Source organism: Streptomyces sp. NPDC056503, from assembly GCF_042794995.1.
GTDB lineage: Bacteria > Actinomycetota > Actinomycetes > Streptomycetales > Streptomycetaceae > Streptomyces.
On record NZ_JBHTST010000140.1, the window covers coordinates 1 to 23,069 of the forward strand.

Annotated in this window: 14 protein-coding genes; 2 read left to right on the forward strand and 12 right to left on the reverse strand. The window is 72.7% G+C overall.

The window, feature by feature from the left end; translation table 11 throughout:
* Positions 1-43 precede the first annotated feature (43 nt).
* The 5 genes from adhE to ACFQ8C_RS30560 all read right to left on the reverse strand — a co-directional run bounded on the left by adhE (position 44) and on the right by ACFQ8C_RS30560 (position 7,955).
* Positions 44-2,638: a bifunctional acetaldehyde-CoA/alcohol dehydrogenase gene (adhE, locus tag ACFQ8C_RS30540; RefSeq protein ID WP_383463667.1), complete on the reverse strand. Its 2,595-nt coding sequence runs from the start codon at positions 2,636-2,638 to the stop codon at positions 44-46.
* Positions 2,639-2,816: 178 nt separating this feature from the next.
* Complete coding sequence (locus tag ACFQ8C_RS30545; RefSeq protein ID WP_383463670.1) at positions 2,817-3,671, reverse strand: S1 family peptidase; 855 nt, start codon at positions 3,669-3,671, stop codon at positions 2,817-2,819.
* Between the two features lie 203 nt (positions 3,672-3,874).
* On the reverse strand, positions 3,875-4,732 hold the full coding sequence (locus ACFQ8C_RS30550; RefSeq protein ID WP_383463673.1) for a DUF1684 domain-containing protein: 858 nt from the start codon (positions 4,730-4,732) through the stop codon (positions 3,875-3,877).
* Positions 4,729-6,543: an FAD/NAD(P)-binding protein gene (locus ACFQ8C_RS30555; protein ID WP_383463676.1), complete on the reverse strand. Its 1,815-nt coding sequence runs from the start codon at positions 6,541-6,543 to the stop codon at positions 4,729-4,731. The genes ACFQ8C_RS30550 and ACFQ8C_RS30555 overlap by 4 nt, the downstream gene beginning before the upstream one ends.
* Before the next feature lie 86 nt (positions 6,544-6,629).
* The gene (locus ACFQ8C_RS30560) at positions 6,630-7,955 is read right to left on the reverse strand and encodes a DUF5685 family protein (protein ID WP_383463679.1); all 1,326 of its coding nucleotides are present in this window, start codon (positions 7,953-7,955) and stop codon (positions 6,630-6,632) included.
* A 382-nt stretch (positions 7,956-8,337) separates the two neighbouring features.
* Here ACFQ8C_RS30560 and ACFQ8C_RS30565 point away from each other — a divergent pair, with 382 nt between their 5' ends.
* Positions 8,338-8,772 carry a cell division protein SepF gene (locus tag ACFQ8C_RS30565; RefSeq protein ID WP_383463682.1) on the forward strand — a complete coding sequence of 145 codons (435 nt, stop codon included), beginning with the start codon at positions 8,338-8,340 and terminating at the stop codon, positions 8,770-8,772.
* Between the two features lie 216 nt (positions 8,773-8,988).
* On the opposite strand, the gene ACFQ8C_RS30570 is transcribed toward ACFQ8C_RS30565, so the two are convergent.
* A complete protein-coding gene (locus tag ACFQ8C_RS30570) occupies positions 8,989-10,785 on the reverse strand; it encodes an MFS transporter (protein ID WP_383463685.1) in 1,797 nt (598 codons plus the stop codon).
* 475 nt (positions 10,786-11,260) lie between these two features.
* Here ACFQ8C_RS30570 and ACFQ8C_RS30575 point away from each other — a divergent pair, with 475 nt between their 5' ends.
* Positions 11,261-12,091: a phosphatase PAP2 family protein gene (locus ACFQ8C_RS30575; protein ID WP_383463688.1), complete on the forward strand. Its 831-nt coding sequence runs from the start codon at positions 11,261-11,263 to the stop codon at positions 12,089-12,091.
* A 63-nt stretch (positions 12,092-12,154) separates the two neighbouring features.
* Here the strand turns inward: ACFQ8C_RS30575 and ACFQ8C_RS30580 are convergent, their stop codons facing one another.
* From ACFQ8C_RS30580 to ACFQ8C_RS30605, 6 genes are all read right to left on the reverse strand, one after another.
* A complete protein-coding gene (locus ACFQ8C_RS30580) occupies positions 12,155-15,535 on the reverse strand; it encodes a CARDB domain-containing protein (RefSeq protein WP_383463691.1) in 3,381 nt (1,126 codons plus the stop codon).
* A 400-nt stretch (positions 15,536-15,935) separates the two neighbouring features.
* Entirely contained in the window at positions 15,936-16,946 is a 1,011-nt protein-coding gene (locus ACFQ8C_RS30585) for a LacI family DNA-binding transcriptional regulator (protein WP_383463694.1), read from the reverse strand.
* A gap of 132 nt (positions 16,947-17,078) precedes the next feature.
* Positions 17,079-19,124, reverse strand: coding sequence for a glycosyl hydrolase family 28-related protein (locus tag ACFQ8C_RS30590; RefSeq protein ID WP_383463696.1), 2,046 nt, complete (start codon positions 19,122-19,124; stop codon positions 17,079-17,081).
* A gap of 306 nt (positions 19,125-19,430) precedes the next feature.
* The gene (locus tag ACFQ8C_RS30595; protein ID WP_383463699.1) at positions 19,431-21,032 is read right to left on the reverse strand and encodes a glycoside hydrolase family 13 protein; all 1,602 of its coding nucleotides are present in this window, start codon (positions 21,030-21,032) and stop codon (positions 19,431-19,433) included.
* 108 nt (positions 21,033-21,140) lie between these two features.
* A complete protein-coding gene (locus ACFQ8C_RS30600) occupies positions 21,141-22,016 on the reverse strand; it encodes a carbohydrate ABC transporter permease (RefSeq protein ID WP_383463702.1) in 876 nt (291 codons plus the stop codon).
* A 15-nt stretch (positions 22,017-22,031) separates the two neighbouring features.
* Positions 22,032-22,991: a carbohydrate ABC transporter permease gene (locus ACFQ8C_RS30605; protein WP_383463705.1), complete on the reverse strand. Its 960-nt coding sequence runs from the start codon at positions 22,989-22,991 to the stop codon at positions 22,032-22,034.
* Positions 22,992-23,069 lie beyond the last annotated feature (78 nt).

Sequence of the window (23,069 nt, forward strand, 5' to 3'; positions counted from 1 at the left end):
GGCCCCCGCCGCGGCGGGGGCCCGCGCACGACCTCCGTACGGGCTACCCGCCGTAGTACGCCCGGGTCATCAGCTCCTTCATCTCCTCGATCATCGGCATCCGCGGGTTGGCCGGGGCGCACTGGTCGGCGTAGGCGTTCATCGCCTGCCGCGGCAGGGCCTCCATGAAGGCCGCCTCGTCGACGCCCTCGGCCCGGAAGCCCGCCGGGATGCCGCACCGCTCGCGCAGCTCCTCGACCGCCCGGGCGTAGGACTCCACGCCCTCCTCGGGGGTCGCGGCCGGCAGTCCGAGCGTCCGGGCGATCTCCTGGTAGCGCTCCGGCGCCCGGTAGACCTCGGCCTTCGGCCACGGGACGGCCTTGTGGGTGACGGTGCCGTTGTGCCGGATGACGTGCGGCAGGAGCAGCGCGTTGGCGCGGCCGTGGGCGACGTGGAAGGTGTTGCCGAGGGTGTGGGCCATGGCGTGGACCAGGCCGAGGAAGGCGTTGGCGAAGGCCATGCCGGCGATGGTGGAGGCGTTGTGCATCCTCTCGCGGGCCTCGGGCGCCTTCGCGCCCTCGGTCACACAGGTCTCCAGGTTCTCGAAGATCAGCCTGATGGCCTGGAGGCACTGGCCGTCGGTGAAGTCGTTGGCGTAGGCCGAGACGTACGCCTCGGTGGCGTGGGTCAGGGCGTCGAAGCCGGAGTCGGCGGTGACCCGCGGCGGGAGGTGCAGCGGGAGCAGCGGGTCGACGATGGCCACGTCCGGGGTGAGGGCGTAGTCGGCGAGCGGGTACTTCCGGGCGGCCTCCGGGTCGGAGATGACGGCGAAGGGGGTGACCTCGCTGCCGGTGCCGGAGGTGGTCGGGATCGCGACCAGCTTCGCCTTCTCGCCGAGCTTCGGGAAGCGGTAGGCGCGCTTGCGGATGTCGAAGAACTTCTCCTTGGTGTCCGCGAACTCGACCTCGGGCCGCTCGTACATCAGCCACATGATCTTCGCCGCGTCCATCGGGGAGCCGCCGCCGAGGGCGACGATGGTGTCCGGCCGGAACTCCCGCATGGCGGCGGCGCCGGCCCGGACGGTGGCGAGCTCGGGGTTGGGCTCGACGTCGTCGACGACCTGGATCTCGACCGGCTCGGGGCGCCCGTTCAGGATGTCGGTGATCTTCCGGACGAAGCCGATCTCGCCCATGGTCCTGTCGGTGACGATCGTGACCCGGTGGACGTCGTCCATCTCGCCGAGGTAGCGGACGGCGTCGCGCTCGAAGTAGATCTTCGGCGGGATCTTGTACCACTGCATGTTGGTGGTGCGCCGTCCGATCCGCTTGATGTTGATCAGGTTCACCGCGGTGACGTTGTCCGAGACGGAGTTGTGCCCGTAGGAGCCGCAGCCGAGGGTGAGCGAGGGGAGGAAGGCGTTGTAGACGTCGCCGATGCCGCCGAAGGTGGAGGGGGCGTTGACGATGATCCGGACCGCCTTGACCCGCTTGCCGAACTCCTCGGCGAGGGCCTCGTCCTCGGTGTGGATGGCGGCGCTGTGCCCGAGGCCGTGGAACTCGACCATGGCGGCGGCCAGTTCGAGGCCCTGCTCGGTGGTGTCGGCCTTGAGGGCGGCGAGGACCGGGGAGAGCTTCTCGCGGGTGAGCGGCTCGTTCTCGCCGACCTCGGAGCACTCGGCGAGCAGGATCGAGGTGTCCTCGGGGACCTCGAAGCCGGCCTGTTCGGCGATCCAGACGGGGGACTTGCCGACGACGGCCGCGTTGAGCTCGGCCCCGCCGCAGTCCGTGCCGTGGGCGGTGACGCCGAAGAGGTACTCCTCCAGCTTGGTCTTCTCGGCGGCGGTGACGACGTGGGCGCCGAGCCGCTCGAACTCGGCGACGCCCTCCTCGTACACCTCGGCGTCGAGGATGACGGCCTGCTCGGAGGCGCAGATCATGCCGTGGTCGAAGGCCTTGGAGAGCACGATGTCGTGGATCGCGCGCCGGAGCCTGGCGTCCCTGGCGACGTAGGCGGGGACGTTTCCGGCGCCGACGCCGAGGGCTGGCTTGCCGCACGAGTAGGCGGCCTCGACCATCGCGTTGCCGCCGGTGGCGAGGATGGTGGAGACGCCGTCGTGGCGCATGAGGAGTCCGGTGGCCTCCATCGAGGGCTCCTCGATCCACTGCACGCAGCCGGCGGGCGCGCCGGCGGCGACGGCCGCGTCGCGGACGATCCGGGCGGCCTCGGCGGAGCACCGCTGCGCGGAGGGGTGGAAGGCGAAGACGATCGGGTTGCGGGTCTTGAGCGCGATCAGCGCCTTGAAGACGGTCGTCGAGGTGGGGTTGGTGACGGGGGTCATCGCGCAGACGACGCCGACGGGCTCGGCGATCTCGGTGACGCCGTTCAGCTCGTCGCGGGAGACGACACCGACGGTCTTGAGCCCGGCCATCGAGTGCGTGACGTGCTCGCAGGCGAAGAGGTTCTTGACGGCCTTGTCCTCGAAGAGGCCCCGGCCGGTCTCCTCGACGGCGAGGCGGGCCAGCTCGCCGTGGGCGGCGAGGGCGGCGAGCGACGCCTTCCTGACGATGTGGTCGACCTGCTCCTGGTCGAGGGCCTCGAACTCCGCGAGCGCCCCGAGCGCCCGCCCGACGAGTCCTTCCACCATCTCCGTGGCCTCCATGACGGGCCTCCTTCACCGGTCCCTGGTTTCTTCGACGTCTCCATTCGACACCCGCCGACCTGCGGAGGGAGGCGCGGAAAGACCTTTGGGGCGGGGCCGGAAGTCCTTTTGTGAACGGATTCACAAGATCTTGGAAGGGGATGCCCCCGGCCGCGCCGGCCGGGGGCACCCGAGCGGATCAGTAGAGGCTGACCCCGTACTTGGACAGGGCTTCCGGCACCGGCTGGTAGAAGGTGGTGCCGCCGGTGGAGCAGTTGCCGCTGCCGCCGGAGGTGAGGCCGAGCGCCTTGGTGCCGTCGTACAGCGCGCCGCCGGAGTCGCCCGGCTCGGCGCAGACGTTCGTCTGGATCATGCCCCTCACCGTGCCGCCGCCGGAGTAGCGGACGGTGGCGTTGAGGCCGGTGACGGTGCCGCCGCGGGTGCCGGTGGTGGAACCGGACCGCTTGACGGACTCGCCGACATAGGCGTTGGCGGCGGTGAAGCCGCCCGTGTGGGCGAGCGAGGCGTTGTCGTAGCGGACCAGGGCGTAGTCGTTGCCCGGGAAGCTGGAACCGACGGTGGCGCCGATCAGGGTGGACTGGGCGGAGTTGGCGTACCAGGTGTTCACCACGTTGCCGCAGTGGCCGGCGGTGAGGAAGTAGTACGTGCTGCCGCTGCGCACGTTGAAGCCGAGCGAACAGCGGTAGCCGTTGCCGTAGATGGCGTCGCCCGCGCCGAGCAGGGGCTTGAAGACCCCGGAGTCGCGCTGGACGCGCAGGGCGCCGGCGTCGGCACCGGCCGCCGCCCTGAGCTTCGCGAGGCCCGCCTCGGAGACGGTCGAGTCGGCCGTGACGACGACCCGGCCGGCGGTCTTGTCCACGTACCAGGCGATGCCGCCGACCCCCGCGGCGTCGACCGCGGACTCGGCGCGGGCGAGCTGGGCGGCCGCGGCCGGGCCGGGGGTGGGGGCGGCCTGGGCGCCGGGGAGTCCGAGGGCGGTCACGGCCGCGAGTCCGGCGGCGACGGCGAGCAGACGGGTGCGCTTGATCCTCACTGTGCTCCTCACATCCTTCTGGGAAAAGCGGAGGGGCCCGGGGGGTGAGAGGCCCGTGAGGCGACATCAGGTGACGTGTCCCTGACATCCACCGTCAGCGATGGTGCCGCCTGCCGGACCGGCGCACAAGACCGCCGCACGCGCGGGCCCCCCGGGCGCACCGGCCGGAGGGACCCGTCGTCCGGATTCCGGAGGACCCCCGGTCAGCCGGTCAGCACCCGCCGCTCCCCCGCCTCCACGGCGAGGTCGAGCGTGTTCCCGGGCGGCGGGAACGGGCAGATGAAGTGGTCCGCGAAGGCGCACGGCGGGAGCAGCGCCCGGTTGAGGTCCACCGTCACCGTGCCGTCCCCGGCCGGCGCCGCCGGGCGCAGGAAGCGGAAGCGGAAGGTGGACCGCCCGCTGGTGGCGTCCGCGAAGACCGCCCAGAGCGTGCCGTCCTCCTCCACCGCCACCTGGAGCGCGTGCACCCGTCCGTCGAGCTCGAAGACGACCTCGCCGGAGAGCCCGAGCCCGCGCTCCCTGCCGTCCGCGTTCTCCACCCGGACGCTGCGCGCCTCCTCGTACGGCCGGTAGACCCCCGGCACCGCCCAGCGCGGGTCGTACGGGGTGGCCTCGATGCCCCGGAAGGCCCGCCGCGCCGGAGAGCCGGGGTCGAAGTCCCTTACCGCCCACAGGCCTTCGCGGCGCATCACCATGATCCGGCGGTCCGCCGCCCCGACCCGGGACCCGTGCACCGGCGCGTGGTCGGCGGTGAGCCGGACGGTGCCGGCGAAGGGCTCGCCGTCGACGGTGAGCCCGTCCGCGGCGGCCGCCGTCAGGACGACCCCGTCGCCGTCCTCCCGCCACTCCCCGGGCAGTTCCGGCAGCCGGGCGTCGGGGAAGTCCGCGAGCCAGTGGGTGCCGGTGAGGGAGAGCGGGCCGTACGAGGAGGCCACCGCCGCCTCCCGCTGCTCGTGCCAGTGCCGCCAGTCCGCCGCGCGGGGGTCCGCGCCGTCGATGCCGTCCGTGCCGTGCGCGCCGTCCGCGCCGTCGGGAACTCGGCTGTCGTGGGTGTCGCTCATGGTGTTCCACCCTTCCACACCGGTGCCGGAAGCCCGGGGTGCGACGCCGCGCCCAGGAAGGCGAGGGCCGCGCGGGCGGCGGCGTCGTTCTGCGCGAAGGCCGCCCCGCCGGACCGGGGCCGGACGAAGCCGCCGCCCACCCCGGCCGTGGTGTACGGGCCGAGGGCGATCCGGCGCGGGTGCGGGCGGCCGTCCCGCTGGACGATCCGCCCGTCGGCGGGATCGACGGCGAGCAGCCCGCCCGGGGTGGCCCGGGCGCCGTCCTCGTACAGGCCCCGCAGCAGCGGGCTGGCGGTGCCGATGACGGTGGCGGCGGGCAGCCGGGCCTCGACGAGGGCGCGGGCCTCGGTGCCCGCCCCCGGCACGGCGGGCGAGGACGCCCGGAAGACACCGCGCCGTTCGTCGGTCCCGACGGTGAGACGGGGGCCGAGGAAGCGGACGACACCCGCCTCGGAGAGGGCCAGCAGCCGGCGCAGCCGGGACCCCGGCGGGCCGGAGCCGAGGTGGCTGTAGAAGCCGTGCCACCAGTCGCCGGTGTCGGTCCGGTGCGCGAGCCGGCCGAGCTGCCCGTAGACGGAGTCGAGGGCGGCGAGGACGGCGGCGTCGGCGCTGTGGGCGGGGTCGTGACGGCGCGCCAGGCCGGCGGTGACATGGCGGCGCAGGACGTCCTGGAGCGCCTCGGCGCTCGGGGCGCGCAGACCGTCGAGGGGGTGGTCGAGGGCGGCGGGGTCGAAGCGGTCGGCCGGGTCGGGGACGGCGGTGGCGAGGAACGCGGCGAGGCCGGGGTCGCCCGGCGGGGCGGCGGCCCACCGGGCGTCGAACTCGGCCCAGGGGCGGGCGGTGCGCTCCGGGTGCGCGGCGAAGAGCCGGTGGTAGTGGGCCCAGCCGAGCTCCCGGGCGATGTGCGGCCAGACCTCGCGCCGGAAGTCCAGCGGCCCGTCCCGGCCGAGCAGGGCGTCGACCCGGTCGGGTCCGAAGAAGCGGGGCAGCGGGGGCCGTTCGCCGTCGAGGACGTAACCGGGCTTGGAGTGGTACGGGACGCCCCGGCGGGAGCCCGCGTACAGCACCGGCTCCCGCCCCGAGGGCACGTACACGAGCGCGTCCTCGGGGCCCTCGTACCGGCCGCCGCGCCCCTCGGTGAGCAGAACCATCAGGTCGACGAAGGCGAGGCCGAGGCCCCGGACGAGGACGGGGCCGGCCGGTGGGAGGACGGAGAGGTCGAGGTCGGCGGTGGGCCCCGGGGGCAGGTGGACGAGGCCGTGGCGGGCGGCGAAGCCGGCCAGTTCCCGCTGCTCGGCGTCGGGTTCGGCGTCGAGGTGGCCGAGGGCGAGGACGACGAGGTCGGCGCGGAGGGGCTCGGCACGGCCGGCGATCCGGACGAGCTGCGGGCCCTCGCGCGGTCCTTCGATCCGCAGGGCGGCGGCGCGGTGTTCGTGGAGGGTGACCGTGGCGGGCAGCGCGTCCCTGGCCCGCGCGTACGCCCAGCCGAGATAGGCGCCCAGTTCGGGGCGGGTGGCGAAGCGGCGGCCGCCGGTCCCGGCCCACGCGGCGAGCGTGGGTCCGGGGCGTACCGGCCCTTCGAGGCGGACGGTGTCGTCGGTGAAGACGGTGACGTCCCCGGCCCGGGAGTTCATCCGGAGCAGCGGGGACTGCGCGGTACGCCAGATCCGCCCGGGACCGGGCGGGTACGGGTCGACCAGGTGGACGTCGAGCGGTCGCCCGCCGTACAGCTCGGGCACGGCGGCGGCCAGCCGTTCCAGGAAGCCGGTGCCGCGCGGCCCGGCACCGACGATCACCAGGGAGGAGGGCATAGGGGGCTCCATGACTGCCGGGTGCGCGGGGGCGGTCGGGCGGACCGCCGGAGCGGGCGGCGTACGCCCCGCTCCGGCGGGCGGGTTCAGCAGCCGCAGTCGCACCCGCAGTCGCAGCCGTCACAGCAGCCGCCGCCGTCCTCGCCGCCGCACGAGCAGCAGTTGGAGCAGCAGTCGCAGCCGTCGCAGCAGCTGCCGCAGTCGCACTGCTGGCAGAGACCGTCCTTGCGCTCGCGGCTCCACGGGTCCTCGTAGGTGCCGCAGCACATCTGGCAGGTGCAGGCGAGTCCGGCCCAGACCGCGCAACCGGTGATCAGACCGCGCCGGTTGCGGTTCGGGGGGCCCGGCGGGAAGGAACCGCCGCCCCCGCCGCCGCCCGGGCCGGGGTTCCAGGGGCCGCCGGGGCCCGCCGGGCCGCCGGGACCGGGCGCGTAAGGGTTGCCGGGCACGGGGCCGTTGGGCGCGTACGGGTTGCCGGGCACCGGGCCGTGGGCGTGCGGGACGCCGGGCACCGGGCCGTGGGCGTGCGCGGGGGCGCCGCCGCCGTGGGAGCAGGTGGTGGTGCCGAAGGCGCGGTCGACCGAGACGCGCAGCTCGTGCGCGAGGAGTTGGTGGACGAGCTTGCCGTCGGTGAACTCGGCGTCCCGCAGCGCCAGCCGGATGCCGTGCAGGGCGTCGTCGGCGAGCCGACGGGCCTCCTCGCGGGAGGTCCCGGTGGCGGTGAGCGGGTTCCAGGCGCCGGCCTCGGCGTCGGCGCCCTGGTCCTCGACGGCGTCGAGGAGGTGGGCGAGGCGGCCGAAGAGCCGGCCCGCCTCGGAGAGCGGTTCGGCGTTCCCGGGCCGGCCGGCGAGGAGCGCGGTGTGCGCGAAGGCGGCGGCGGTGGCGGTCTCGGTGGGCTCGGTGACGACGAGGAGCGGGGTGCCGGGCCCGGCGAGGGCCTCGATCCCGGTCTGGCGGTCCACGGCGTCGACGAGGACGGCGGTGTCGAAGCCGACCGCGTGGCCCACCCGGGCACCGGCCTTGTCCCAGGAGCGGGCGACCCGGCGGGCCGCGGCGGCGACCGGGCGGCGGGCGAGCAGTCCGTCCCGGTCGGCGACGTGGTCGCGGACCTTGGCGGAGGCGAGGACGAGCGAGACCGCGGCGGCGAGTCGGGCGCCCTCGCCGCGCGCGACGGGGGCGGTGCGCATGGCGCGCAGCGGGCAGGGGCCCGCGGTGCGGCGGCCGGAGTCGGTGACGCCGGTCTGAGCCTCCGTCAGAACCGAGACGATGAGCCCGTCGTAGTTGGTGACGACCCGGGCGAACTGACCGTGGTCGGCGCGCAGGGCGAGACACAGGCCGCAGAGGTGGGCCATCCACTGGGTCTTCAGGTGGTCGGTGAGCCGGTGCGTGCAGGGTCGGACGATTCCGAACAATTCCATCCCCCGTGGTGCGGTGCGAGAGCATGTCGGGCGCGGAGCGCGCGACGGGCCGCACGGTGTCCTCCCGGGGGGCGTGCCCGAGGAACCGCCGAACGGCCTCGCGGCATCGTAAGCGAGCGGTCCGTTCACCCGTACGCGCCCGACGTCACCCTTCCAGGCCGACTTTCATATTTTCAGCAACATGGCCCTCCGTCAGGCTCGGCATACCCCAAGATTCCTGACGAATCGCCAGAAACCGGTCCTCACGTTCTGCACCAGTACCGTCACGAATCCCCTGCGCGGCGCCTATCCACTTGGCGCGCGATCCGCATCATGGACGACGATAGGGATTGCGGAACCACAAGTGACCGCAGTGACCGCGTGAAAGGAGGCGTCCATGGGATCGGTGCGCAAGGCGAGTGCCTGGCTGGGCCTCGTCGAGGACAACGACGAGCGTTACTACGACGACGAGTACGCCGACGGTGCCGAGAGCGGCGACGCCTGGGTGACGGACCCCCGGGTCCGGGTCGCCACGGACACCGCCGAGGAGCGGGGCCGCCGGATCGCCACCGTCTCACCGGACGGCTTCCGGGACGCCCGGGGCATCGGGGAGCTCTTCCGGGCCGGCGTGCCGGTGATCGTGAACCTGACCGCCATGGAGCCGAACGACGCCAAGCGGGTCGTCGACTTCGCCGCCGGCCTCGCCTTCGGGCTGCGCGGCTCGATCGAGCGCGTCGCGACCCGGGTCTTCCTTCTCACCCCCGCCGACACGGAGATCGTCAGCGGCGAGTCCGGCCGCCGTCGGCAGGACGGTTTCTTCAACCAGAGCTGACCCCTCCGGTTCGTCACCCCGGTCCCGCCCGACACGCACCCTCCCGACCGACACCCTCCGGCCCGATCCGCCCAGCGGACCGGGCCGGCCGCATGTCCGGCCCCGATCGGCCCCCGCACCGCCCCGCACGCCGGCCCCCGGCCGACGGCGAACGGTACCCGGCCCCCGGCCGACGGCGGACGGGCGACGGCCCGCCCGACGGCGGACGCCGGTGGTTCAGTGGCCCCTCGTGGCCGCGCCCGTCATCGGCTCCGCCGGGCCGGGCTCCGGACGGGGGGCCGGACAGGGTGCCGGACGGGGGACGGCGGGCGGCAGCTGGTCCGCCGGGGAGGTGGCCGGCTGGCCGGGGACCAGTGGCACCGCGGCGGCGCCGTCGCGGCCCGCGGCGGGCCGGCTCTCCGGCAGGGGCGCGCGCGGGGCCGCCACCTTCGCCGCCGCTTCCGCCGCCGCCTCCTCGACCGCCGCCTCGACGTCCACCGGGCACTCCATCACCCGCGGCAGCCGCAGGGCCATCGCGGCACCGGCGAGGAGCAGGCCCGCGCTGACGAAGAGCGTGAGGTGCAGGCCGTCGACGAAGGCGTGGCGCGCGGCCGTGTGCAGGGCCTGGCCGGCCGCGCCGCCCAGCCGGTCGGCCACCTGGTACGCCTCGCCGAGCGAGTTCGCCGCGGCGCCGCTCGCCTCCGCCGGCACCCCGGGGACGCCCGCGAGGCCGGGGGCGTACGCCGCGTTCATGACGCTGCCGAGCAGGGCGATGCCCATGCCCGCGCCGAGCTGGTAGGAGGTCTCGCCGATCGCCGCGGCCCCGCCGGCGCTCCGCGGCGGCGCCTCGCTCAGCATCGACTCGTACGCCGAGAAGAGGGTCGTCTGGAGGCCGAAGCCGAGCAGGACGAAGCCGACGGTGAGCAGCAGCGGCCGGTCGTGCTGGCCCATGAACGTGAGCAGCAGCACCGCTCCGGCGGTCAGCAGGAAGCCCCAGCCGACCATCCGCCGGGGGCCGATCCGGCGCAGGGTGTACGAGCCGGTGGCGCCGGCCGCCATCGCGGCGAAGGTGAGCGGCAGGAGGCGCAGCCCGGTCTCCAGGGGCGTGAGCCCGAGGACCAGCTGGAGGTACTGGACCGCGATGAGTTCCAGGCCGACGAGGGCCAGCATGGCGAGGACGATGCAGCCGACGGAGGTCGTGAAGGCGGCCCGGGAGAAGAGCCGCATGTCGATCAGCGGGTGCGGCCTGCGCCGCTGGCGCCGGACGAAGAGGACCAGCAGCAGCGCCCCGGCGAGCAGCGGCCCGGCGGTGAGCGCGGAGAGCAGCGGCTCCCCGGCGCCCGCCCGCTTCACGCCGAGGACGCAGCCGAGCACGCCCGCCGCCGCCATCAGCGCGCCGAGGACGTCCCAGGGCCCTTCGGCGCTCCCCCGGGACTCGGGCAGGAGCCGGCGGGCAAGCGGCAGGATCAGCGCCATGAGCGGGATGTTGATGAGGAAGACGGAGCCCCACCAGTAGTGCTCGACGAGGAAGCCGCCGAGCACGGGCCCGGCGGCCGCGCCGATCGCCGCGACCGCCGTCCAGATGCCGATGGCGGTGGCGCGCTCGCGCCGGTCGGGGAAGACGGTCCGGATGATGGAGAGGGTCGCCGGCATGATCATGGCGCCGCCGACGCCGAGCAGCGCGCGGGCCGCGATCAGGACCCAGGGCTCGGTGGCGAGGGCGGCGACGGCCGAGGCGAGGCCGAAGATCCCGTAGCCGAGGAGCAGCACCCGGCGCCGGCCGACCCGGTCACCGAGGGTGCCGAAGAGGATCAGCAGCGAGGCGCAGACCAGGGGGTAGGCGTCGACGATCCAGAGCAGCTCGGTGGAGCCGGGTCGCAGGTCCTCGGTGAGCGAGGGGACGGCGACGTGGAGGATGGTCGCGTCCAGGGCGACCAGGAGGAGGCTGACGCAGAGGACGACGAGGACGGCCCAGCGGTTGGCGCCGCCGCCGGCGGCACGCCGCCCTGCTCGGGCCGTGATCGTCCGCGACATGTGCGTACCTCCAAGTGACGCTCTCGCGCTCGGCAGACGGCGCCGACCTGGGCTGATGTGCGTGCGGCGGCGCGGCGATGAGGGGCGAGTGAGCCGTCAGCGTACGCGAGGACAGGCCCCGGAAGGGTGGCGCACCTCTCACCCCGGCGAGGCTCCCCGTGTGGCGTACGCCACTCCGTCCGGCCTGCGCGTCGCATGGAATTCCGCACGGACGGGTGTTTGAAGTAATTCCGTGCCACACAAACAGGCTTCCGGAATCACCCCCGGCGGCAATAGGGCTGAAGGTCATCGGATTTTCCGACGGGAGTCCGGAATAGGTGGGCCGCTGAGACCTACTCCACATCACATCGTCATCACGAAGGGAGCGGATCGCCCGGGTCGTCTCCTCACCCCCTGTAACGTCGATTGGGTGCGTACCGACATCTTTGCCCGGCTGGACCGGGAGCCGGTCCCGCCGAAGATAGAGGTCCCGCGGATGACCCGGACGCGTCTCGCCCTCTTCGGCGGGACGTCGGCGTTCTATCTCCTCATCGTGGTGGCGGTCCTGCTGTCCACCTGGCTGGTGACCCTCGACTGGAAGATCATGCTCTTCCGGCCCTACCAGCAGTGGCCGGAGCTGCACGCCTTCCTGGACTACTACGTCGTCCTCGGCCAGCGCGGTCCGACGGCGGTGATGGTGGCGGCCTGGCTGGGCTGGCGCTCCTGGCGCCAGCACACCCTGCGGCCGCTCCTCTCCCTCGGCGCGGCGCTGCTGCTCCTCAACGTCACCGTCGGCGCGGTGAAGCTCGGACTCGGCCGGCTCGGCCCCCACTACGCGACACAGGTCGGCTCGGCCGAGCTGTTCGCGGGCGGCGACATATTCCCCTCCGGTCACACCGCGAACGCGGTGGTGACCTGGGGCATCCTGGCCTATCTCGCCACCACCCCGAGGGCCCGCCGCTACCTGTCGGCGCTCTCCGCCGTGGTCGCCCTCGGCGTCGGCCTCACGACGGTCTACCTGGGCACGCACTGGCTGAGCGACGTACTGCTCGGCTGGGCCGCCGGCCTGTTGATCCTGCTCGCGCTGCCGTGGTGCGAGCCGGTCATCGCCGTGGTGGAGGACTGGATCCTGGAGCGGCGGGACCGGGCCCGGGAGCGGCTGCGGGCCCGGCGCCGGCTGGTGCCCTCGCTGCCGGTGGCGTCCGGCGGGCCGCGGCTCTTCCCGGCCCCCGCGGCGGAGGAGCCGGCCAGGGAGACCGTGGGCGTGGCGGCGAGCCGTGCCAGGGCGGCCAGGAGCAGGCCGTCCTCGGACCGCCTCACCGCCTGACCGCACCACCCCGTCCGTACGCGAAGGGCCCCCGCCCCCCCCCCCCGGAGGGGGATCGGGGCGTCAGCCCTGGTTGAAGACGAACTGCGTGCCGGGCTGCGAGCAGACGTCGCCCTTGGCCGAGTTCGTGATGGTGACGTTCGTCAGCGTGGCGCTGCCGCGCGCACCGCCCATCGCGAGGATTCCGCAGCCGTTGAGCGACTTGTCGATCTTCACGTTCGTGACCTTGACGTTCGGCATGGAGCCGCCGCCGGTCTTGAACTGGATGCCGTCGTAGGTCGACTCGTGGATGTCGGTGTCCCGGATGGTGACGCCCGGGATGTCGGGCCCCTGGGCGAAGAGGGTGATGGCCCCGAACTCCTGGTCCTCGTTCCAGAAGGCGCCGCCGGTGCGGTACAGCGCGTTGTTGGCGATCAGCGTCTGGCCCGAGAAGGGGATCGGGTCGTGGTCGGTGGCGAGCATGATCCCCGGGTAGTTCATGGTGTCGGAGACGACGTTGTTCTCGATGGTGTTGCCGTAACCGCCGTAGACGGCGATGCCGTTGGCCCGCCAGGGGAGCTGGACCGTGTTGTTGCGGAAGTGGTTGTCGTGGCCGACGTCCACCGACGTGTCCTTCACGTACTTGTTGGCCCACACCGCGAGGGCGTCGTCGCCGGTGTTGCGGAACGACGAGTTGTAGACGGTGGAGTTACGGGTGCCGTTGGAGAAGTTGACGCCGTCGGCGTAGGTGTTGCGGATCCGCATGCCGCTGAACTCCACGCCATCGCCGGGGTTCCACAGCTCGGGGATGTTGGTGTAGTCGCGGCCGACCCAGGCGGCGACGTTGGCGTGCTCGATCCAGACGTTGTTGATCTTGGTGTTCTTGCCGAAGCGGCCGTTGAGGCCGACGCCGCCCTCCTCGTTGGCGTTGTTGCCGCGGATGGTGCCGGAGCCGAAGATGGCGATGTCCGAGATCTTGGTGTTGTCGTCGATATCGAAGCCGAAGTTGCCCTCGTGCGGGTGGTTGATCCCGTTGGCGAGGTGCGGCGGGGTCAGCGTGTAGAGCTGCGAGTGCCACATACCGGCGCCGCGGATGCTGACGTCCCGGATGCCGACCTGGTTGTACATGCCCCGGTTCAGCGGGTCGTCGGTGAGGATCTTCTGCTCCTGGCGCCACTGCCCCGCCGGGATCCAGACACAGGGGATGTCGCCCTTCTGGTCGGCGGTGACGGCCCGCTGGATCGCGTCGGTGTCGTCGATGCCGTCGTTGGGCACGGCCCCGTACTGGGTGATGGAGACGCACTCCGCGGGCTTCGCGGCCGGCGGGGCCACCTGCTCCAGGTCGATCAGGTCGACGACGTAGAAGGCGGCGGTGTCGCCCGCGTCCCGCTGGAGGCGGAACTTCGTGCCGGCCGGGTAGGACTGGGTCAGCAGGGCGTTGGACTCGTCGAAGAGGCGCCGCGCGTCACCGCCCGGGGTGTTGACGAGCCCTTCCGGCTGGTCGGTGGTGCCGTAGAGCCAGCTGTGCTTGGAGGAGAGGGTCACCTTGCGGACGAACTGGCCGTTCGCGTAGAGGCTGAGGGTGGCCTCCTGGCCGCCGCCGGCCGGCGCGTCCGGGATCGAGTTGCGCACGACGATGGAGTTGGCGGCGTTCGTGGAGGTGAACTCCACGTAGTCGCCCTGGACGTTGAGGCGAACCGACTCGCGGCCCGAGGACTCGGTGGCGAAGTTGGTGTGGCCGAACGGGCGGGTGGAGTCGGTGGAGAGGAGCGAGCCGCGGTAGGCGGCGTCCTCGGCCTCATACTCCGTGTACGGGACGGCGGCGCCGCGTCCGACGACCAGGGACCGGCCGAAGACGTTGTTGTTCTCGTTGGTCTCGGTGACGGTGCCGGTGGCGTCGGCGGTCGCGGTGAGCGTGACGCCGCCGTCGGTGGCCGTCCAGGTGCCGCTGAGGGCCACGTCCGCGGTGGCGCCCGCCGCGATGGCCGGGGTCGTCCCCGACAGGGTGGTGGAGCCCACCGTGAGCCGTGTGACGCTGCCGGCCGGGACGGCGGACGTGCCGCGGTTCTTGACGGCGACCGTGAAGGAGACGGGGGCTCCGACGGCGGGCGTGCCCGGGTTGGGGGTGATGCCGGTGACGGTCAGGTCGGGGCCGGGCGTCTGGGTGACGTTCAGCTTGTTCGTCGCGGTCCGGCTGTTGTTGCCGTTGTCGAGCTCGGGGACGGTGTCGGTCGGGTCGACGGCCGCCGAGACGGTGTAGGAGCCCATCGGGCGCTTGCCGATGGGGACTTGGACGGTCGTCGACTGCCCGGCGGCGAGTGCGGGGACCGGGGCGGAGCCGGCGACGGTGCCCTCGGCGCTGACGTTCACCGTCGTCGCCGGGGCCGCGGCGGTGCCGGCGTTGCGGACGGTGACCTTGGCGGTCACCGCGTCGGCTTCGGACGGGGTGGCCGGTTCCCAGGTGAGCTCGTTGACGACGAAGTCCGGGGCCGGGGCGGCCGTGCCGAGGACCTGGATCTCCGCGACCTGGACGCCGGGGGCGCCGTTGTTGGAGAAGCCGGTCAGGCGCAGGTCCGAGACGCGGCCGGTCACCGGGATGGTGACGGTGTTCTGGCCCGACGACGGGCTGAAGACGTAGTCGGCGCGCGCCTTCAGGGTGGTGAATCCGGTGTCCGCCGAGGCGCGGCCGAGGACTTCGAGGGACTGGGTGCGCGGGCCCCAGGCGGCGTCGGGGTTGAGCTTGACGACGACGGCCTGGACGTCGGCGTCCGAGCCGAGCTTGACGGTGAGCGCGCCGGGGAAGCCCGCGGACTCCCAGTAGGTGGCGGTGCTGTCGTCGTTGGCGTTGGCGGCCGCGTAGTTCTGGGTCGTGGAGGTCGCCTCGATCGGCTTGTTGCGGGCCAGGTTGGTGCCGGTGACCGGGGGCGGGTCGCCCGGGTCCTCGCCGCCCCCGGCCTCGCCGTAGACCTCCAGTTCGGAGAGCTGGGCGGCGTTCCAGGCCGTGTTGGAGCCCACCTGGACCCGTACGAAGCGGGCGGTGGCCGACGGCAGGTCGATGTTCACCGTGTTCGCGGCGGACGGGGCGAACGAGCGGGCCTGGGCGGCGGCGATGGTGCTGAACGTGGTGCCGTCGGCGCTGCCGAGGACGGCGAGGGACTCGTTGCGCGCCTCCCAGCCGGTGGGCAGCTTCAGCGCCAGGCGGTCGAGGTCGACCTGGGTGCCCAGGTCGACCTGCACCCACTGCGGGAAGGAGCCCAACGGGCCTTCCCAGTAGGACTGTTGGCTTCCGTCGGTGACGTTGGAGGCCGGGTAGCCGCCGTTCGCGCCGCCGGCCGTCGCCGCCCTGCCGAGCGCGAGGTTGGTGTCGGCCGCCGCCTGGGCGGGGACGGGGAGCAGTCCTACGGAGATCAGGCCCGCTGTCAGCAGACCGACCCCCAGCCGCCTGCTCGGATGTGTGCCTCTCATGGTGACCTTTCCGCGATGCGGGCAAGACCCGTGCCCCGTCTCCGTCCTGAGCAGCCCTCGGCGACGGACGCGCAAGGGAGCTCGAAGGGTTCGACAGGGGCACGCGCTGGGAGCCCGACATGACTCCGACAAGGATCGAATGACGGCTAGCCATGTTCTTGAGTAACTATGTGGCTCATTTGCGCCGTCAGCCCGCAAGGTTTCTACTGGATGACAGCTTTGTCAACGGGTCTCGTCCAGTTGCAAACAACCGACATCGTTCGGAAACGCCGACGGCACCGGTATCAGGGCCGCTCGGGGCGGGGATACCGGTGCCGTCAGGTGAGGGCTGTTCAGTTGTCGGGAGTCGGGGGCGGGAGGGGGACGTAACCGCGAAAGCGGACGGATCCCTCCCGGGGGATCAGCGGGCCGGCGGAGGAGCCGTCGAGCCGCGCACGACCAGCTCCGGCTCGAAGAGCAGCTCCCCGAGGTGGTGCTGGGTGCCCTGGATCTGGGCGATCAGCAGGTCCACGGCGGCGCGCCCCATCGCCTCGATGGGCTGGCGCACCGTCGACAACGGGGGCTCCGTGCACGTCATGAAGGCGGAGTCGTCGAAGCCCACGACGGACACGTCCGCCGGGACCGACAGACCACGCCGCCGGGCGGCCCTGATCGCCCCGAGCGCCAGCGGGTCGCTGCCGCAGGCGATGCCGGTGACCCCGCGCCCCAGGAGGCGCGCCGCGGCGGCCTGGCCGCCTTCCAGCGAGAAGACCGACCGCTCCACGAACGCGTCGTCCCACTCCGTGCCGGCGGCCGCGGCGGCCACGCGGGCGGCCTCCAGCTTGCGGCGGGACGGCACGTGGTCCTCGGGACCGAGGACGAGCCCGATCCTCTCGTGGCCCAGCGAGGCGAGGTGACGCCAGGCCTGCTCGACGGCGACCGCGTCGTCACAGGAGACGCACGGGAAGTCGAGGCCCTCGATCGACGCGTTGACGAGGACGACCGGGATGCTGCGCTCGGCCAGCCGGTAGTAGTGCTCGTGCGGGGCGTCGGCCTGCGCGAAGAGACCACCGGCGAAGACGACGCCGGAGACCTGCTGCTGGAGCAGCAGTTCGACGTAGTCGGCCTCGGAGACACCGCCCTTGGTCTGGGTGCAGAGCACCGGGGTCAGCCCCTGCTGGGCGAGCGCCCCGCCGATGACCTCGGCGAAGGCCGGGAAGATCGGGTTCTGGAGCTCCGGGAGGACGAGGCCGACGAGTCTGGCCCGTTCGCCGCGCAGCTGCGTCGGCCGTTCGTAGCCGAGCACGTCGAGCGCCGTCAGCACGGACTGCCGGGTCGCCTCGGAGACCCCGGGCTTGCCGTTGAGGACACGGCTCACCGTCGCCTCGCTGACCCCCACCTTCTTCGCCACTTGAGCAAGTCGTCGCGTCATGAACGCAAGTCTAGCGCAAATAATGCAAGACAGTTGCGCCAGTTCGCGGTTGAAGGCGTTCTTTTTGCCGTAAGTGAACGAGGCGCGGCACGACCCGGAAGGGCGAGCGCGATCCGCGCCCGCCCCGTCGGGTCAGGACCAGGGCGCGGGGGCCGGGGGCGCGACGACCGGCGGCCGGTCGTCACAGGTGAGGGTGTTGGGGAGCAGCCAGGGGGCGAGCCAGCCGCCGTCGTTCCCGCCGCGGTCCGTGAGGCCGAACTCGGAGCCGGTGGCGGGGAAGTTGAAGGATCCGCAGTTGTTGACGCCGACGGCTCCGACGTTGCGGGCGTCGACGTTCTCGAAGGTGGCGGAGCCCTTCGTACGGGCGCTGAGGACGGAGTTGCCGGTGCCGTCGACGCGGATGTCCTTGAAGTGGACCGACGGGATGTCGTGGCGGTCCTTCACGCCGTACTCGCTGACCAGCATGATCGCGTTGTGGGTGGAGTCGAGGTAGTGGTCCCCGGTGACCCGGACGTCGGCGTCGATGGAGCCGTCCAGGGCGTAGAACCAGAGGGCGCCGAGGCCGATCCTCCAGTTGAGGTCGAGGGTGCCGGCGCGGACCGTGGTGTTGTCGGTGAACCGGAGGGTGCCGGTGAAGGGTTCGGCGCCGAAGCGGGCGCCGGCGTGGAGCCCGCTGCCCTCGCGTACGGGGTCGGCGACGAGGTTGCCGGTCACGGTGGTGTCCGTGCCGCCGTAGACGGCGATGCCGTTGGCGAGGGTGGGTGACTGGACGGTGTTGCGGGCGATGGTGTTGCGGGCGTCGGCGGTCTTCTCGGACCAGAGGGCGATGCCGTCGTCGCCGGAGTTGCGGACGAAGTTGTTCCGGACGAGGGAGTCGGTGACGCCGGTGTGGAAGTTGAGGGCGTCGGCGATCTGGTCGGTGACGACGTTGTTCGTGACCCGCACGTTCCGCATGGGGCCGTCGAACCAGAGGCCGACCTTGGTGTGGTGCAGGTAGAGGCCGTCGACGGTGGAGTCGTTCATCGCGCCGCCGATGGCGTTGACCTGGTCGGTGTCGATCCGCTCGCGGACGTCGCCCTCGACGGCGAAGCCGCGCAGATGGACGTCGCTGCTGCCGCCTTCCGCGGCGGGCCTGCCGTAGAGGCCGACGCCGGTGTGGGTCGAGCCGTCGGGGGCCGGTTCGGCGAGGGCGACCTGGCGGCCCTTGAGGACGGTGTGCCAGTTGCCGGCGCCGACGATCGTGACGTCGTCGACGATGATGTGCCGGTCGACGCGGAAGGTGCCCGGCGGCAGGTAGACGGGCTTGTCCAGGCGGCGGGCGAGGGCGATGGCCCGCTCGATGGCGGGGGCCGCGTCACGGCGTCCGGTGGGGTCGGCGCCGAGGAGGCGGACGTCGATCCCGCCGCGCTCGACGTGCGGCGGCGCCACCAGCTCGGTGTCGAGCAGGTCGATCACCGTCCAGGCGGCGGGGCTGTCGGCCGGCACCGTGAGCCGCACCTTCTCCCCCGCGCGGTACGTCTTCCCGAGGCGCAGACGCTGTTCGTCGTAGAAGTGCGTGGGCCGGAAGGGCTTGTCGAAGGTGGGCGCGGGCGTGGTGGCGGCCGGGACGCAGGCGCACTCGGCGAGCCACCAGTCGGGGTGGAGCAGGTCGGCCTGGGGGTCGTTGGTGAACGGGTACTGGTTGTAGAGCCAGGAGTACTGCGAGGTCAGGGTCATGGTGCGGCGGTGGCGGCCGGCGACGGCGACGTCCAGGGGTGCGGTGATGCCGCCGCCCGTGGCCGCGTCCGGGATGCTGTAGCGGACGGTCAGGGCGTTGGCGGCGCGGGGCAGGGTGAACTCGACGTACCGGCCGGGTTCGAGCCGGACCGCCTTCCGGCCGGAGGCCTCCGAGGGGAGGGTGTACGGGGTGCGGTCCGGGCCGATGACGGTGCCGGTGGTGCGGGCGTTCTCCGCCTCCTGCTCGTCGAAGGCGACGTCGGCGCCGCGCCCGGCCACGAGCGCCGGGTCGAGTCCGGCGCGGGTGACGACGGGCGGCGCGGGAGACGGTGCAGGGGACGGGCCGGCGGGCGAGGCGGCCGCCAGGCCGCCGGTGGCCTGGCCGAGACAGAGGAGGGCGCAGGCGACGGCGGTGGCTCTGGCACCGGCGCGGACGCGTGGACGGACACGGCTGGGGATCATCTGGGCTCGCTTCTCGGACGGTGTGGACCCGCGGCGCGCGGCATCGCCGCGGCGGTCGCGCGGAGGGCGTGTCGGCTGAGGGCGGAGACCGCGCCTCGCGTACGGAAGCCCCGCCCCCGGCCCCCCACGGAACGGGAACGGGGCTTCCGTCATGGCCGGGGGTCAGGGTCCCGGCCTCTGCCACCGCGCGGCGCGGCCGACGGAGTCGGCGTTGAGCGGCCTCGGCCGCGCGGTGGAGTCTTTCCACGAGCCGCCGTCCGCGTTCTCGTGAGGTGCGGACGGCGGCTCGTGGAAGCGGCCCCGCGGTCAGCCGCGCAACCAGACGGCGGTGTCCGGGGGGAGGGTGCCGGCGGGGTCGAGGGGGCCGCTGGCGAGCAGCCGCGCGTGGTGGGCGGGGAGGTCCACGGAGGCGGCGGAGAGGTTGACGACGCAGGTCAGGCCGTGGTCGCGGGTGAAGGCGAGGACGCCGTCCGGGGCCGACAGCCAGGCGAGGGCGCCGTCGCCGAAGCCGGCTTCGGTACGGCGCAGGGCGAGGGCGGCGCGGTAGAGGGTGAGCATCGAATCGGGGTCGGCGCTCTGCCGGTCGGCGGCGTAGCGGCCCCAGTCGGCGGGCTGCGGCAGCCAGGGATCCGTACCGCCGAAGCCGTACGCGGGTGCCTCGGCCTCCCAGGGGAGGGGCACCCGGCAGCCGTCGCGGCCGGGGTCGGTGCCGCCGGAGCGGAAGTGCATGGGGTCCTGGATGCGGTCCAGCGGGATGTCGGCCTCGGGGAGGCCGAGTTCCTCGCCCTGGTAAAGGTAGACGGAGCCGGGGAGGGCGAGGGTGAGGAGGGCGGCGGCGCGGGCACGGCGGGTGCCGAGTTCCAGGTCGGCGGGGGTGCCGAAGCGCTTGGCGGCGAAGTCGAAGGCGGTGTCGGCGCGGCCGTAGCGGGTGACGGTGCGGGTGACGTCGTGGTTGCAGAGCACCCAGGTGGCGGGGGCGTGGACGGGCGCGTGTTCGGCGAGGGTGTCGTCGATGGTGCGGCGGAGCCGGTCCGGCTCCCAGGGACAGGCGAGGAAGTTGAAGTTGAAGGCGGTGTGCAGCTCGTCGGGGCGGAGGTAGCGGGCGAAGCGCTCGGCGTCGGGGAGCCAGACCTCGCCGACGAAGACGCCGCCGTACTCGTCGGCTATCGCCCGCCAGGACCGGTAGACGTCGTGGATCTCGTCGAGGTCGATGTACGGGTGGGGGTCGACGCCCTCGGTGAAGTCGCGGAGGTCGGGGTCCTTGGTGAGGAGGGCCGCGGAGTCGATGCGGACGCCGGCGACGCCGCGTTCGAACCAGAAGCGCAGGACCTCCTCGTGTTCGCGGCGGACGTCGGGGTGGGACCAGTTGAGGTCGGGCTGTTCGGGGGTGAAGAGGTGGAGGTACCACTCGCCGTCGGGGACACGGGTCCAGGTGCTGCCGGAGAACTGGGACGGCCATTCGTTGGGCGGCAGTTCGCCGTCCTCGCCGCGGCCGGGCCGGAAGTGGAAGCGCTCGCGGGCCGGGCTGCCCGGTCCGGCGGCGAGCGCCTCCCGGAACCAGGCGTGCTGGTCGGAGACGTGGTTGGGGACGATGTCGACGATGACGCGCAGGCCGAGTTCGGTGGCCTCGGCGATGAGCTTCTCGGCCTCGTCGAGGGTGCCGAAGGCGGGGTCGATGGCGCGGTAGTCGGCGACGTCGTAGCCGCCGTCGACCATCGGGGAGGCGTACCAGGGGGTGAACCAGACGGCGTCGACGCCGAGACCGGCGAGGTGGGGCAGTCTCGCCCGGACGCCCGCGAGGTCACCGGTGCCGTCGCCGTCGCCGTCGGCGAAGCTGCGCGGGTACACCTGGTAGATGACGGCGTCGCGCCACCAGTCGGCGGTGCGGGACGGAGTGGGGGCTGCCACGGGACGGTCCTTTCGAGCAGGATGAGGTGCTCCGCCGCCGTCCCGGGGAGCGGGGACATGATGGGCTCGGGACGGCGGCGGAGGATGGGGGCGGGGTGCTGGGCTGCGTCAGCCCTTGAGGCCGCCGGCGGTCAGGCCGCCCATGATGTTGCGCTGGAAGACCAGGAAGACGATCAGCGTGGGAAGGGAGGCGATGGTGAGGGCGGCGATGAGGACGTTCACCGGGACACCGTTGGAGAGCGAGTAGATGCCCACGTTCAGGGTCTGCTTCGCCGGGTCGGGCAGGGTCAGCATCGGCCAGAGGAAGTCCTTCCAGACGCCGACGACCGCGAAGATCGACACGACGCCGAGGATCGGCCGGGAGATCGGCAGGACGATCGACCACAGGATCCGCGTCGGGCTCGCCCCGTCCATCGACGCGGCGTCGAGGAGCTCCTTCGGGATCGAGTCGAAGAAGCGCTTCAGCAGGAAGATGTTGAAGGCGTTGGTGACGGACGGCAGCCAGATCGCCCACGGGGTGTTCAGCAGGTTCCGCTCGACGATCGGAACGTCCAGCACGGTGAGGTACTGGGGGACGACGAGGACGGTCGCCGGGATCATCAGGGTGGCGAGCATCATGCCGAGGATCGCCTTGCCCAGCACCGGCCGCAGCTTGGACAGCGAGTACGCCGCCGCCACGTCGAGGATCAGCTGGAAGGCGAGCGCGCCGAAGGCGTAGTAGAAGGTGTTGAACAGAAGGGAGGAGAGGTCCATGACCTCCCAGGCCCGGCTGTAGTTCTCCGGGGTGAAGCTCTCCGGCACCAGGGTGGGCGGGGTCCGGACGACTTCCTGGGTGTCCTTGAACCCGCTGGAGACCAGCCAGTACAAGGGGCCGAGGAACACCAGGGTGAAACCGCCGGTGACCAGGGCGAAGGCACCCCAGTAGAGGCGCTTGCCGCGACGCTTGGCGAGCACGGCCGGTGAGATGAGGGTGCGTGTGGACATGCTGTTCTCCCGGTCCTACTCTTCCTCGGCGCGGCTGAGCTTGACGTACGCCGCCGAGAAGCCGGCGAGCAGTACGAGCAGGAGCAGGCCGAGGGCCGCCGCGGCACCGTAGTTGTTGAAGTTGAAGGCGTATTGGTAGATGAGGTAGACGACCGTGGTCGTGGACCCCTCCGGTCCGGCGCCACCGGTGAGCAGGAACGGCTCGACGAACACCTGCATGGTCGCGATGATCTGCATCAGCAGCATCAGCGAGAGGATCAGACGCGTCTGCGGGATCGTCACGTGCCAGATCTTGCGGAGGAGGCCGGCGCCGTCGAGCTCGGCCGCCTCGTACAGCTCGCCCGGGATGCCCTGGAGCGCGGCGAGGTAGATCAGGGTGGCGCCGCCCATGTTCATCCAGGTCGAGGCGAGGACCAGGGAGAACATGGCGATGTCCGCGTCCTGGAGCCACTGCTGCTCGGGCAGGTGGAGGAAGCCGAGCAGCTCGTTGAGGAGACCGTACCCGGGGTCGTACAGGTACTGGAAGAGCAGGACGGCCGCGACCGGCGGCAGCATCACGGGCAGGTAGACGAGGAGCCGCAGGTATCCCTTGCCGTGCTGGAACTCGTTGATCGTGATCGCCAGGACGAAGGGGACCAGGAAGCCGAGCACCAGGGCGAGGGCGGTGTACCAGAGGGTGTTGCCCCAGGCCTGCCAGAAGGCCGGATCGTTGAAGACGGTGCGGAAGTTGTCCAGTCCGACCCAGACGGACTCGCCGCTCTCGGTCTTCTGGAAGGCCAGGAGGAACTCCCTGACCATCGGGTACCAGGAGAAGACGGCGAAACAGAGGACGGCGCCGATGAGGAACGAGTGGGCCGTCAGGTTGCGCCGCAGGTTCTTGGCGAAGGCGCCGCCGGGGGCGGCGGGACCCTCTGGGCGAGGCGGGGAGTGGCGGGAACGCCCCGCCTTGCTCGGGGTCAGGCTAGGGGCCGACATGGGTGCTCCTTGGTACGGGACTGCCGTGTGCGCTGGCGGGTTGGGAGTGCCGGGCGGGGGCGGGCGGCGTGTGTCGCC

Coding starts and splice junctions, on each gene's coding strand:
- ACFQ8C_RS30605 (WP_383463705.1), bottom strand. CDS start 22,991: ATGTCGGCCCCTAGCCTGACCCCGAGCAAGGCGGGGCGTTCCCGCCAC.
- ACFQ8C_RS30570 (WP_383463685.1), bottom strand. CDS start 10,785: ATGTCGCGGACGATCACGGCCCGAGCAGGGCGGCGTGCCGCCGGCGGC.
- ACFQ8C_RS30575 (WP_383463688.1), top strand. CDS start 11,261: ATGACCCGGACGCGTCTCGCCCTCTTCGGCGGGACGTCGGCGTTCTAT.
- ACFQ8C_RS30550 (WP_383463673.1), bottom strand. CDS start 4,732: ATGAGCGACACCCACGACAGCCGAGTTCCCGACGGCGCGGACGGCGCG.
- ACFQ8C_RS30565 (WP_383463682.1), top strand. CDS start 8,338: ATGGGATCGGTGCGCAAGGCGAGTGCCTGGCTGGGCCTCGTCGAGGAC.
- ACFQ8C_RS30590 (WP_383463696.1), bottom strand. CDS start 19,124: ATGATCCCCAGCCGTGTCCGTCCACGCGTCCGCGCCGGTGCCAGAGCC.
- ACFQ8C_RS30580 (WP_383463691.1), bottom strand. CDS start 15,535: ATGAGAGGCACACATCCGAGCAGGCGGCTGGGGGTCGGTCTGCTGACA.
- adhE (WP_383463667.1), bottom strand. CDS start 2,638: ATGGAGGCCACGGAGATGGTGGAAGGACTCGTCGGGCGGGCGCTCGGG.
- ACFQ8C_RS30555 (WP_383463676.1), bottom strand. CDS start 6,543: ATGCCCTCCTCCCTGGTGATCGTCGGTGCCGGGCCGCGCGGCACCGGC.
- ACFQ8C_RS30585 (WP_383463694.1), bottom strand. CDS start 16,946: ATGACGCGACGACTTGCTCAAGTGGCGAAGAAGGTGGGGGTCAGCGAG.
- ACFQ8C_RS30600 (WP_383463702.1), bottom strand. CDS start 22,016: ATGTCCACACGCACCCTCATCTCACCGGCCGTGCTCGCCAAGCGTCGC.